The sequence below is a fragment of the Pseudoalteromonas sp. OANN1 genome, from assembly GCF_024124685.1.
In the GTDB taxonomy this organism is placed as follows: domain Bacteria; phylum Pseudomonadota; class Gammaproteobacteria; order Enterobacterales; family Alteromonadaceae; genus Pseudoalteromonas; species Pseudoalteromonas piscicida.
Genome location: NZ_JAMXSE010000015.1, coordinates 54,965 through 66,950 on the forward strand (window position 1 = coordinate 54,965; position 11,986 = coordinate 66,950).

12 protein-coding genes are annotated in these 11,986 nt (G+C 44.4%); 6 read left to right on the plus strand and 6 right to left on the minus strand.

The genetic code is table 11. The features are described from left to right. Window positions 1-85: 85 nt before the first annotated feature. The gene (gene rsuA, locus NH462_RS13400) at window positions 86-796 is read right to left on the minus strand and encodes a 16S rRNA pseudouridine(516) synthase RsuA (protein WP_026345592.1); all 711 of its coding nucleotides are present in this window, start codon (window positions 794-796) and stop codon (window positions 86-88) included. Window positions 797-819: 23 nt separating this feature from the next. Next, a complete protein-coding gene (locus NH462_RS13405) occupies window positions 820-1,149 on the minus strand; it encodes a 5-carboxymethyl-2-hydroxymuconate Delta-isomerase (protein WP_253106026.1) in 330 nt (109 codons plus the stop codon). 81 nt (window positions 1,150-1,230) lie between these two features. Between NH462_RS13405 and NH462_RS13410 the strand changes: the two genes are divergently transcribed. The 5 genes from NH462_RS13410 to NH462_RS13430 all read left to right on the plus strand — a co-directional run bounded on the left by NH462_RS13410 (window position 1,231) and on the right by NH462_RS13430 (window position 5,992). Further along, a complete protein-coding gene (locus NH462_RS13410; RefSeq protein WP_253106028.1) occupies window positions 1,231-2,022 on the plus strand; it encodes a hypothetical protein in 792 nt (263 codons plus the stop codon). Then, window positions 2,006-2,629 carry a LysE family transporter gene (locus NH462_RS13415; RefSeq protein WP_010374142.1) on the plus strand — a complete coding sequence of 208 codons (624 nt, stop codon included), beginning with the start codon at window positions 2,006-2,008 and terminating at the stop codon, window positions 2,627-2,629. Before NH462_RS13410 ends, NH462_RS13415 begins: the two co-directional genes overlap by 17 nt. Then, window positions 2,629-3,159, plus strand: coding sequence for a gamma-glutamylcyclotransferase family protein (locus NH462_RS13420; RefSeq protein ID WP_010374140.1), 531 nt, complete (start codon window positions 2,629-2,631; stop codon window positions 3,157-3,159). Before NH462_RS13415 ends, NH462_RS13420 begins: the two co-directional genes overlap by 1 nt. Window positions 3,160-3,204: 45 nt before the next feature. After that, window positions 3,205-4,767 carry a serine hydrolase gene (locus NH462_RS13425; protein ID WP_253106031.1) on the plus strand — a complete coding sequence of 521 codons (1,563 nt, stop codon included), beginning with the start codon at window positions 3,205-3,207 and terminating at the stop codon, window positions 4,765-4,767. 304 nt (window positions 4,768-5,071) lie between these two features. Next, entirely contained in the window at window positions 5,072-5,992 is a 921-nt protein-coding gene (locus NH462_RS13430; RefSeq protein ID WP_010374136.1) for a histone deacetylase family protein, read from the plus strand. Here the strand turns inward: NH462_RS13430 and NH462_RS13435 are convergent. Next, window positions 5,989-6,288, minus strand: coding sequence for a DUF4144 family protein (locus NH462_RS13435; protein ID WP_010374135.1), 300 nt, complete (start codon window positions 6,286-6,288; stop codon window positions 5,989-5,991). The genes NH462_RS13430 and NH462_RS13435 overlap by 4 nt on opposite strands. A gap of 76 nt (window positions 6,289-6,364) precedes the next feature. On the opposite strand from NH462_RS13435, the gene NH462_RS13440 reads away from it, so the two are divergent. Next, window positions 6,365-8,881, plus strand: a complete 2,517-nt coding sequence (locus NH462_RS13440) for an EAL domain-containing protein (RefSeq protein WP_253106034.1) — start codon at window positions 6,365-6,367, stop codon at window positions 8,879-8,881. Here the strand turns inward: NH462_RS13440 and NH462_RS13445 are convergent. The 3 genes from NH462_RS13445 to NH462_RS13455 form a co-directional block, all read right to left on the minus strand. Beyond that, complete coding sequence (locus NH462_RS13445) at window positions 8,854-9,675, minus strand: DUF2797 domain-containing protein (protein WP_010374130.1); 822 nt, start codon at window positions 9,673-9,675, stop codon at window positions 8,854-8,856. The genes NH462_RS13440 and NH462_RS13445 overlap by 28 nt on opposite strands. Window positions 9,676-9,789: 114 nt before the next feature. Further along, the gene (gene purD, locus NH462_RS13450; RefSeq protein WP_010374128.1) at window positions 9,790-11,073 is read right to left on the minus strand and encodes a phosphoribosylamine--glycine ligase; all 1,284 of its coding nucleotides are present in this window, start codon (window positions 11,071-11,073) and stop codon (window positions 9,790-9,792) included. A 15-nt stretch (window positions 11,074-11,088) separates the two neighbouring features. Beyond that, window positions 11,089-11,925, minus strand: a complete 837-nt coding sequence (locus NH462_RS13455) for a class I SAM-dependent methyltransferase (protein ID WP_010374126.1) — start codon at window positions 11,923-11,925, stop codon at window positions 11,089-11,091. Between the last annotated feature and the right edge of the window lie 61 nt (window positions 11,926-11,986).

Consider the following 11,986-nt stretch of genomic DNA (forward strand, 5'->3'; position numbering starts at 1 on the left):
TGTTTAGGGGGAGTTTGTAAGTAGGTTAATGCCCTATGCGGGTTATTTTGAGATGATATTTACTCATACTACTTAAGGGTGAAGACTAATTTGCATTAATTATGCTTATTTCTTCATCAGTTAACGGGCGATATTCTCCCTCAGCAAGGGTTGGATCAAGTTCGATCCCTGCAATGTTTTCTCTATGAAGTTCAACTACTTGGTTGCCAACTGCGGCAAGCATGCGCTTTACTTGATGATATTTTCCTTCGCAAATAGATAAGCGTAGTGCAAATTTATCAATAAGCTCGGCTTTTGCTGGTAAGGTTGCTTGTCTTTCACCATGTAACTCAACGCCTTGCTCAAGCTGTGTTAGCGCTTCTTCAGTGAGTTCATCGCGACTTTCTAGTACATAAGTTTTAAACTTTTGTTTCTTTGGCGAGGTGATTTGATGAGACCAATCACCATCGTTCGTGAGCAGAACCAAGCCCGTCGTATCGATGTCCAGTCTACCTGCAACATGAAAATCTTTTAAGTTAGGTTCTTCGATTAAATCGAATACTGTAGGGTGTAATTCATCACTATTTGCACATACATAACCTTGTGGTTTGTTTAGCATATAGTAGCGTAAACCCAAATACTCTAGGCGTTTGCCATCGAAAGTAATATGGTCTGCTTGGGTGACTTGAATATCGCCTTTTTTGACGACATTGCCATTGACGGTAACTAGACCTTTTTTAATATTAATTTTGACCTTGCTGCGCGGCATCTCTGCAACGTGGCTCAAAAATTTCTCCAATCTACATGGAAATTTCATAGCTAAATAACTCGAATAATAAATTAGTTTTTGCGGTAAATATCGGATAATAAATCATAACAATGGACACTGAGAGCAAAATGCTCCCCGACCTTTGCGAGCAAAAGCTTTAGAGCACCTTCCGTGAGCATTTGTTTTTGCTCTAATGTTCTACCAGCCATCATATGGATTTGTAGGTGAATAAATCCTTGTTTGCCATCACCTAACTGAAAATGCTCAAAAGCAACAGCACGGGTTTTGACGGAAGTTGGATCAAACAAGTCACTTGCACAGGCAAATTGCTGCACCTGTGATACTAATGCCTCGGTGTCAATTGGCAAATTAGCTGAGTGTTCGAGAATAAAGTGTGGCATGTGAAACTCCATGTTTTTGCATTAGGCTCAGAGTTTATGCTATTTATCAGGGGTTATTCCAGAAAAGAGTGAATTATTAGCATGCTGTCCTTATTTAAAGTCTCACCTTTGCTTAGCGATGAAGAAACCCAATGGTTAATTGATACCTTTGTCTGGGCATTTGAGCATTTTGATGGCGAGTACTTTTTAAATGAAACGCAGATCATTACTCCGACTCCCAGTTGTTTTCCTGAGCCGGTATCCAGTATTGAAGAGATGGCGGCAGTGGTTTTCTCCCGAGTAAAGTCCTATGCGGGATTACAACGGTGGCCAATCACTTTGGTTGCGCCTGAACGCATGCTCGCGTCGACCAGCATGACTAAGTTAAACATTGCAGGGCGTTGGCGCGGTGAGCAAGCGGTTATCGCTGAACCGGCTGCGCCTATTTTGATTTCTTATAATCCCAATCAAATAAATCAGCCTCAAGATCTGATCGCCAGTTATGCAGGTGTTATGGCAAAAGTTTTAATTTTACAGCGTGGCGTGTTACCTCCAGGTGGGGAAGCGCAATTAGACGCGGCTTGTGATGTGCTGGCGAGCTTCTTTGGCTTTGGGGTTATGGTGTCTAATACTGTATATCACTTTAGGGGAGGATGTGGTTCTTGCTACAACCAATATGCTAACCGAAAAGCTGCACTGACGGAGCAGCAGAGTATTTTTGTACATGCCCTAGTATGTCATTTTAAAGGGGTGAAAGATGGTCATAAGCATCTTAAGTCACACCTTGTGAGTCAGTATAAAAAGGCGAAAAAGCAAATTAATACCTTAATGGATAACTCAGAGCGAGGTGATTTACTGGCTTTACAGGAGCATGCACATGCTCGTTTATCTTGATGAGTTTATCTTAATTGCGCTGGCACACTTTTTTGCCGTCGCAAGTCCTGGTCCTGATTTTGCGATAGTGCTTAAACAAAGTGTACAGCAGGGTAGAGCAAACGCCCTTTGGACAAGTTTTGGCGTTGGCCTTGGTATTTTAGTACATGTCAGTTATTGCTTATTGGGGGTTGCGTTACTGCTATCTCAATCTGAAACCTTGTTCACAGCAGTAAAATACTTAGCCGCGCTTTACCTCGCTTACCTTGGTGTTCAAGCGTTGCGGTATGCAAAACCCAATTCAGAGCAAGAAAATATCACTGAACACGCTGTTACTGAGTCTAATTGGACTGCGTTAAAGCGAGGCTTTTTAGTCAATGCCTTAAATCCCAAAGCAACGTTGTTTTTCTTATCGCTTTTTACCTTAGTGATTGAGCCAACCACACCAAGCAGTGTGCAGTTGTTTTACGGTGTTTATATGGCGTTGGCTACCTGGGCTTGGTTTTCGTTTTTATCTTTAGTTTTATCAAAAACAAGGGTAAGACAATTTTTTCGTCGTGCAGGACATTGGTTTGATCGCGGGATCGGTGTGATCATGTTATTGCTTGCAGTAAGATTGGTGGTCTAATGTGTGACAAAAACATTATTAACTTTAGCTTTGGTTCAAATATGTCGACTGCACGTTTGCTTGCTCGCTTACCACAAGCGAAGCTACTTGGAGTGGGGAAATTGCATGGCTATCGGCTGACTTTTGATATGTTGAGCACCGATGGTTCAGCCAAGTGCAGTATTACGCCGAGCACTGAAGTAAATAGCCATGTTTATGGCGTTTTGTATGCGTTGGATGAGCAAGAAAAGGCGCGATTGGACGACATTGAAGGGGAGCGCTACAGCTGTCATTGCTTGCCAGTTGAAAGACAAGATGGCGGTATCGTGGACGCCTGGTGCTATATTGCTAACACTTTTGTGGAACAACAATTACCTTTCGATTGGTACTTACATCATGTGTTCGCTGGGGCAAAGGAGCATCAGTTTCCAACCAGCTATTTACAGGCAATTTCGGCGCAACCACACGTTACAGATAATAATAGTGACAGACAACAACAAGAATTAGCCATCTACCACTGTGATGCTACAAAGTTAAACCTTAAGGCCTAACTCGTAACATCATGATTAGTTGTGGCAAAAATCCAAGGAAAAATAATGAAAATAAAACAATGGCTATTAACCTCCGGCCTAGTTGCAGCAAGTTTTCTTAGTGCGCAGGCAAGTGCGGCAGTAAACCAACAAGATGTTGAAACTGCGGTAAAAAGCGCAATGGCAAAATTTAATATTCCAGGTTTGGCAATCGGTATCGTAGAAGATGGCAAGGTTGTGATGACCAAGGGTTTTGGGGTGACGCACTTAAATAAACCAGCCAAGGTCAATGCGGATACCTTGTTTGGTATTGCATCCAACACCAAAGCATTCACGGCAGCAGCGCTGGCGATGTTGATAGATCAAGGCAAACTGAATTGGGATGACAAAGTCACCAAACACATTCCAGAATTTAAGCTTTACGATAGTTATGTTACTCAAGAGATGACGATCCGAGATTTATTAAGTCATCGAAGTGGGTTGGGTCTTGGGGCGGGCGATCTTATGATCTGGCCTGATACTGATAAAACCATGCCAGAATTGCTAGCAGGTATTTCACATCTCAAACCTGATTCAAGTTTCCGTAGCCATTACGCTTATAACAATTTGATGTTTGTGGTTGCAGGAGAAGTCGTAAGCCGAGTCAGTGGTAAAGATTGGCGCGATTTTGTTGAGCAGGAAATGTTTACCAAGCTGGATATGGATGATTCAAAGGCTGGATTCTCTCGGATCCCAGCTAACAATAGTAATTGGGCGACTGGCCATATTCCGATGGATGGCAAACTTACACCGTTCTTTGTTAACTACCTAGAAGATTTCCGTGGTGCTGGCGCCATTGCGTCTAACGTGGATGACATGACCAAGTGGTTACAAACTCAGCTTGAAGGTGGTCGCTTACCTTCTGGCGAGCAGCTATTTAGCCAAGAGCAACAAGTGCAAATGTGGCATCCACACATTACACGTATTCCCGCAGCAAAAGCCGCAGAAGTATACCACCAGCAGTTTAGAGGGTACGGCCTTGGCTGGGCAGTGGAGGACTACTTTGGTTATAAAAAGGTAGGTCACGGCGGCGGGATTTTAGGTATGGTGTCGCAAGTTGCGATGATCCCAGAGAAAAAATTGGGTGTGGTGGTCTTATCAAACCAACAAAAATACCCCGCACTTTCAGCGATTATCAATGAAGTGTTTGAAGATGCACTTGGCCTAGAAGATAAAGACTGGGTGCAGATCATCGCCGATGACTACTTTAAGGCGCAACAAGAAAAATACGCTAAAGCTGGGATAATCGAAGTTGCAAAACCACAACCAGCTTTACCATTAAACCACTACACGGGGACACTAACTAGCGCTTGGTATGGCGATGTGGTAGTGGAAAAGCTCGGTAAGGAACTGCGCATTGATTTTACGCATACTAAGCGCTTAAAAGGGAAACTTGAGCACCTAACCGGTAACACCTTTGTGGTACGGTGGGATGAGCCATTACTTGAAGCAGATGCTTACATCAATTTTGTGATGGATAAATCTCAACGGGTTGAGTCTGCTGCGATGGAATTTGTTAATCCGGAAATAACCGACTTTAGTTTCGATTTCCATAACTTGGATTTAAAGGCGAAAGAAATCCAGCATTAGGATATACCAAAGTATCAAAGCCACAATTATGTGGCTTTGATATAGTGAAAGGATAGCTATTTAACCTGAGGTTTGGATAAGGAATGTTCCAACTCATTGTTGCTAAAGCACAACTTAGTTTTTTCCTTGTCTAGCCAGCAAGTTTTAGGGAAAACAAGGCGAATTTACGCACCAATAGCTGGCTATTGGAAGTGAATTCAACGCAGTTAGCGCTAAAACTGGCTGCTAGAAAGGCATTAATTATCCGCAGCTCAGGTTATTTAAATCAACCACGTCGCAAACTAACATAGGATGTATATTCGTTATGCGTACTGCAATTATTACTCATCCATATTGCCGCAAGCATAAAATGACCGAGGAACATCCTGAGTGTCCTGCGAGGTTAGATGCGATATCAGACAGGTTGCTAGCGTCTGGACTTGATATCGCCATTGAGCACAAAACGGCGCTGAAAGCCGATACCTCACACTATGCATTGGTTCATGATCAAGCCATGATCAAAGAAGTAATGGATAAAATCCCTAATGAAGGGTTAACCGAGTTAGACGGCGACACTTGGCTTTGTCCTGATTCTATGAAAGCGATTGAACGCGCTGTCGGCGCAGGAATACTTGCGGTGGACGAAGTGGTTGCAGGTAAACTTGATGCTGCATTTTGTTCTGTTAGACCTCCTGGGCACCACGCCAATCAAAGTACTTCATCGGGGTTTTGTGTCTTTAATAATGTTGCCATTGCTGCCGCTTATGCCAAGACAAAGGGCGTAGAGCGGGTGGCTATATTAGACATCGATGTACATCATGGTAATGGCACGCAAGATATTTTCAAAGACGATCATAGCGTGTTACTTTGCTCTTTGTTTCAACACCCTTTTTATCCAAATACCGCGATTGAGAATCATCAAACACTTATCAATTCCCCGTTGAGTGCGGGAGCGGATGGCACAGACTTAAAAGCCTTGGTGGAGCAGCAATGGTTACCTAAGCTGCAATCATTTAAACCTCAGCTCATTTTTATCAGTGCAGGGTTTGATGGTCATTTAGAAGATGATATGGGTGGGCTCAAGTTTGTTGAACAAGATTACCAGTGGTTTACTGAGCAAGTGGTTGAGTTTGCAAACTCATCGGACTGTTTGGGGATTATTTCCTACTTAGAAGGGGGCTATGATCTTTCTTCTTTAGGCCGCAGCGCCGTGACACATATCAAAGCGCTGGTTGAAGCCGGTTAGCTTAGACTTAATAAATCAAAAGCCTGCTGAGTATTTCTCAGTTGGATTTTGCTCACACAACACTGGCCTTCGTCAACGAGATATTGTTGCACTAATTCGGTTAAATATTTCAACTCAATACATTGCACAGGTGCACCTTGTACGTTGCTACAGCAATCGTTTGTGTATACTAGAATTACACGTTTGAGTGACGCATCATCGAGCAGATGCGTTGCATCTCTTAGTGCTTTTTCATCTTCGATAAACTCTATACTTTGGTCCAATACCAGCAATAAAGGATAGGTTTTTATCGCCATAATTTGTTCTTGGTCAAGTTATCAAAAGTGTCGCCCAGTATACTTCAAATTGGAATAATATTGCGAGAGTGTGCTTATGGTTGGTGATTCACGTCAGTTACAGATCAAAGAAGTATTTACCAATAGCTTGTTATGTTGCGATGAGCAAACCAGTCTATATGATGCGGTTGCGCAAATGCGAGCGAGCAGAGTGAGCTCGATCTTTATTACCCGTGCCGATGACATTATTGGAATCTGGACTGAGTCGGATTGCGTTAAGCTCAACTTTAACGATCCTGATTTTTCCCAGGTGCCGATCCGGGAAGTGATGACTACACCGGTGCAAAAAATTCAAATAGATAAAACCTTGAGTGAGGCGACGGTCAAGTTCCACCAACTAGGGATCCGTCACTTACTTGTGGTGGACCAGGATAATCTGCCTTGTGGTGTGGTCTCTTTATCCGATATTGTGCGCAGCCAAGGGCTCGACCATTATTTGCATTTTAGACCAATTGAGCAACACTTTGACTCGAGCATTGTGATTTTAGACAGTGAAGACTGCGTCTCTGATGTTATCAATAATATGCGTGAGCTTAAGCTTACCGCTGTGCTGGTGTATAACCGTGAATTAAATGAGTATGGCATTATTACTCAGCGTGATATTGCGTACATTATTCTCAACCCTGATTGGCGTCAGCCTTGCTGGCAATTAGCTAGCTATCCGATGCTCTCCATGACGCCAAAAGACAGCCTATTCGATGCTTATCGGCTGATGACGGTAAACTCCATTCGTCATTTGGTGGTGACGTCCCCAAAATCGCAACAAGTGATAGGGCTATTAGCGCTCAAAAATGTCCTGACTGAAATCGAAACTGCGTATTGTAGCGAGCTGGAAAAAGTCCTAGTACAACGTGATATTGCACTGCAAAAATCGGAGAAGAATCTTTATCTAGCAAACCGCATTATTGATGCTTCTCTCGATGGTATCATGATCACCAAAAGTTCAGGTGAAATAATCCAGATCAACCCCGCGTTTAGTGCGCTTACTGGCTACAAAGATTATGAAGTACTGGGGAAAAACCCCAGCATATTGAGCTCTGGGCTACATGATGAATGCTATTATCAGAGCATGTGGCAAACGCTCAGAGAAACAGGTGTGTGGCAGGGTGAGATCTGCAACCGTAAAAAAAGCGGTGAAATCTATGTTGAATGGCTCACGATTATTGAGATCAGAGAGCCGTACAGTGACGACATGCTCTACGCAGCGATTTTTAGCGACATTACGGAGCGCAAAAATGCTGAAGAAAAAATTGCTCGCTTAGCTTATTTTGATGAATTGACTGGGCTGCCTAATCGCCGCTTATTTTACGACAGACTCTCTATGGCATTGGCATCAGCGCACCGCTATAAACAAAAACTCAGTGTGATGTTTATAGATTTAGACCGCTTTAAGGAAGTGAATGACTCGCTTGGTCACAGCGCCGGAGATGAGTTATTGGTACAGGTTAGTGAGCGAATAAAGTCTATTCTAAACGAAGGTGACACGTTAGCGCGACTTGGTGGCGACGAATTTGTTGTGCTTCTGAGCGAAGTGAATGGTATGTCGGAGGTCATTGAGTTTGCTGACCAAATGTTGATGGCACTATCGAGCCCTTTTCAACTTGGTGATATGCAGGTGGCTGCAACAGCCTCGATGGGGGCTGCTATTTATCCCGAAGATGGTCATGACACGGAAACATTGCTTAAACACGCCGATGTTGCTATGTATCGCTCCAAAGAAGTAGGGCGCAACTCCTTCCAATTATTCGAAGCTTCAATGAATGCACGCTCATTTGAGCGCTTATCCATGCTAAGCCGTTTTCAGAATGCCTTAGAAAATGATGAATTTGAACTGCATTTTCAACCCTTGCAGTGCTTAACTAGCAGTCGTATTTCCAGTGTTGAGTGTTTGCTGCGATGGCGCGACCCAAATCTTGGGATGATCTCGCCGGCTCAATTTATTCCACTCGCAGAGGAGCTTGGGCTTATTATTCGCTTAGATCAATGGGTAATAGATAAAGCCTGTCAGCACTTGGCTAAATGGCAACGCGCAGGTGTTGATATTAGGCGCTTGGCGATTAATATCTCGGCGTCTCATGTCACTCAAGGCGACCTTTATCAATGTGTTGCGCAGGCATTAAAGAAGCACAACGTCGACGGCAAGTATCTTGAGCTTGAGCTTACCGAAAATAGCTTTATCGGTAATCTGCTTGAGGCTAAGTACACCTTGAAAAAACTCAAGGAGCTGGGTGTAAAACTGGCGATTGATGACTTTGGTACAGGGTATTCTGCGCTCAGTTACTTGGCTAAACTGCCCATCGATATCCTAAAAATAGATGCTAGTTTTATTGCTAAAGTGCCCGATGAATATGGCAACAGCGAAATTGTTTCGGCAATTGTGGCGATGGCTAAGGCATTAAACCTGCAAGTTGTAGCTGAGGGCGTTGAAAAGCCTGTACAGAAACGTTACCTGCGCAAGCTAGGTTGTCATACAATTCAAGGTTACGTCTTCTGTAAGCCACTTACAGAAGACGATTGGCATACATTTTATTCGTCAGAGAAGGTGATTTCGTAAGAGGTAAACTTACGGATATTGATCACGCCATTATCAAAAATAAGATATTGGCCTTTGATCCCCTCAAGCACGCCTGAAACTACAGGGTCTTTGTCAAAGTTGAACGAGCTGATTTTACTCGGGTGCTGCTCTACAGGGAAAGTGAGATCAACCACTTCCTCGTCCAGCACTTCAATGGCGGTTGCACCAAAGAGTTCAGCAAGTTCGTCGAGCTTTGTTTGGATCTCGGGAATAAGCTTAGCGGCTTCTGCTTTGAGGTCTATTTCAGGATTGATGCCTTTGAGCATATTGCGCCAGTTAGTCTTATCGGCAATAAACTGAGCCAGTGCCACTTCCACTAATCCTGACTGGTGACGGGTCTGCACCTTAAAAATCGGCAGTGCTTGCGTTGCGCCTTGATCTACCCAACGCGTTGGGATCTGCGTGTGACGAGTGATCCCAACTTTAAGACCTGAGGTATTGGCCAAATACACATAGTGCGGGATCATACAGTTCTCTTCGCCCCATTGGGGTTCACGACAGGTGCCTTGATCATAGTGGCAGGTCTCTGGCTTCATAATGCACATGTCGCAGCTAGCGAGTTTTCTCATACACACGAAACAGTGGCCTTGCGAATAGCTCTTTTTGGTCTTTTTACCACAGCTACTGCAAAATATGTTGCCGGTGAAGGTCAGGGTAACAGGTTTACCAAAGTAGTCATTGAGTGATACTAAGTTATCACCCACGGGTAATTGATATTGAATAGGTTCAACAAGCGCTGATTTCAACTTGCTGAGTGTACCTTGTACTTGCATCTTTGCCCCTAAAAATGCTCATAAAAGGGTAGGATACCATTACAAACTTAGAAACGCAGTGTGTAAAAATGAAAAAGGCCAGCGCCGGGCTGGCCTTGCAAAGCTTAATGTGAATTAGCTTTCGCGTGCGATTGCGCGATATGCGATATCTGTACGGTATTCTACGCCATCCCAGTGAATGTCTTTCACTAGAGAGTAGGCGCGTTTTTGCGCTTCGGTTACTGTGTGGCCAAGGGCCGTCGCACACAATACTCGACCACCAGCGGTGACTACATGCTCGCCATCTTGCTTAGTACCAGCATGGAACACTTTTTCACCTTCAGGATAGTTCACTTGAAGACCTGAAATAGCGTCACCCTTAGGGTAGTTCCCAGGGTAGCCACTAGCTGCAAGCACAACACCAACAGCCGCTCGCGGATCGAATTCAATCGATGTTTGATCAAGCTCTTCACGGTTTGCCGCTTCAATCAGCTCAACTAAATCAGATTGGAGGCGTAACATGATAGGTTGTGTTTCTGGGTCACCAAAACGGCAGTTATACTCGATAACTTTTGGCGTGCCATCCGCAGTGATCATCAAACCAGCGTATAGGAAACCTGTATAAGGGTGACCTTCTTTCGCCATACCGTCAACCGTTGGATTGATCACTTCGGCCATGATGCGATCATGAATGTCTGGCGTGACTACAGGAGCTGGAGAGTATGCACCCATACCTCCTGTGTTTGGGCCTTTATCACCATCGTATGCACGTTTGTGATCTTGGCTGGTGGCAAAAGGAAGTACATTTTTGCCGTCAACCATGACGATGAAAGAGGCTTCTTCACCTTCTAAAAACTCTTCGATAACCACGCGGCTGCCCGCTTCGCCAAAAGCATTCCCCGCAAGCATATCGCGGATAGCTTCTTCTGCTTCCGCTTCGGTCATTGCCACGATGACCCCTTTACCAGCAGCAAGACCATCAGCCTTAACGACGATAGGTGCACCTTGCGCTTTCAAGTAGGCAAGCGCAGGCTCAATTTCTTCAAACGTTTGATAAGCCGCTGTTGGAATATCGTGACGTGCTAAAAAGTCTTTAGTAAACGACTTTGAACCTTCCAACTGTGCTGCCGCTTGAGTAGGTCCAAAAATAGCTAAGCCTTCGTCACGGAAACGGTCAACTACACCGATAACCAGTGGCGCTTCAGGGCCAACAATGGTTAATTGCACATTGTTTTCTTTAGCGAAGACGACTAAGGCATCGATATCTTCAACGCCGATAGCCACGTTTTCGAGTTTAGGCTCAAGCGCAGTACCAGCGTTACCAGGTGCTACAAAAACTGTTTTTACAGATGGGTTTTGTGCGGCTTTGAACGCAAGCGCATGCTCACGTCCACCGCTGCCAATGACTAGTACATTCATGGCGAAATTTTCCTATTAAAGCTTTTTGAATTTTAAGGTCATGCGGTCGCTTTCCCCAATCGCTTTATATTGCGCTGCTTTTTCATCACCCAGCGCTAAGCGAGGTGGCAGAGTCCAGACGCCTTTTGGATGATTGGCGCTGTCTAGCGGGTTGGCGTTAATGTCGCTGCTTGCAACTAATTCAAACCCAGCTTGCTTGGCGATATCAACAACATAACTTTGCTTCATATAACCTGACGACTTTTGATCTTCAAGTTGGCGGTGCTCAGGCAGACGGTGTTCAACCACACCTAAAATGCCACCAGGTTTCAGTGCCTTATTAAACGCGTTGAACGCGCTAAGTACACCTTCATCCCCTTTACCCATGTACCAGTTATGCACGTTACGGAAGGTAAGTACCACGTCTGCACTGCCTTGTGGCGCAATATTACTGTGTGTCACTGGTGCAAATTCGGTGATCTTTACTTCACTATAGTCTGGGTTGGTTGCTACTTTGTCTTTGTAGCCTTTTAATGAGCGTTGATAGTAGCCAACATCTGAATCAGCAGGGAAGTGCGCTGCATAATAGGTGCCTTGACCTTTAACCAGCGGCGCTAAAATCTCGCTATACCAACCACCACCAGGTGCAATTTCTACCACGGTCATTGATGGCTCAATGCCAAAAAAAGCAAGCGTTTCACTTGGGTGGCGATATTGGTCTCGGGCTCTGTTTTTCTCAGCTCGATTGTCGCTAGCAACGGCTTTTGCAATCGCGCTTGGTACAGCTTGGCTGGAGTTGGATTCTGTCGCGTTACAGCCCACTAAAGTGGTAAATACTGCCGCAGCGATAAGAGATTTCATACCTAGATTCATCGTTAGCTTCCTTCATTCTGTTATGATTATGCTGTAGCCAGAATACTGGAAATTAGCTGAA

Coding starts and splice junctions, on each gene's coding strand:
- rsuA (WP_026345592.1), bottom strand. CDS start 796: ATGAAATTTCCATGTAGATTGGAGAAATTTTTGAGCCACGTTGCAGAG.
- NH462_RS13405 (WP_253106026.1), bottom strand. CDS start 1,149: ATGCCACACTTTATTCTCGAACACTCAGCTAATTTGCCAATTGACACC.
- NH462_RS13410 (WP_253106028.1), top strand. CDS start 1,231: ATGCTGTCCTTATTTAAAGTCTCACCTTTGCTTAGCGATGAAGAAACC.
- NH462_RS13415 (WP_010374142.1), top strand. CDS start 2,006: ATGCTCGTTTATCTTGATGAGTTTATCTTAATTGCGCTGGCACACTTT.
- NH462_RS13420 (WP_010374140.1), top strand. CDS start 2,629: ATGTGTGACAAAAACATTATTAACTTTAGCTTTGGTTCAAATATGTCG.
- NH462_RS13425 (WP_253106031.1), top strand. CDS start 3,205: ATGAAAATAAAACAATGGCTATTAACCTCCGGCCTAGTTGCAGCAAGT.
- NH462_RS13430 (WP_010374136.1), top strand. CDS start 5,072: ATGCGTACTGCAATTATTACTCATCCATATTGCCGCAAGCATAAAATG.
- NH462_RS13435 (WP_010374135.1), bottom strand. CDS start 6,288: ATGGCGATAAAAACCTATCCTTTATTGCTGGTATTGGACCAAAGTATA.
- NH462_RS13440 (WP_253106034.1), top strand. CDS start 6,365: ATGGTTGGTGATTCACGTCAGTTACAGATCAAAGAAGTATTTACCAAT.
- NH462_RS13445 (WP_010374130.1), bottom strand. CDS start 9,675: ATGCAAGTACAAGGTACACTCAGCAAGTTGAAATCAGCGCTTGTTGAA.
- purD (WP_010374128.1), bottom strand. CDS start 11,073: ATGAATGTACTAGTCATTGGCAGCGGTGGACGTGAGCATGCGCTTGCG.
- NH462_RS13455 (WP_010374126.1), bottom strand. CDS start 11,925: ATGAATCTAGGTATGAAATCTCTTATCGCTGCGGCAGTATTTACCACT.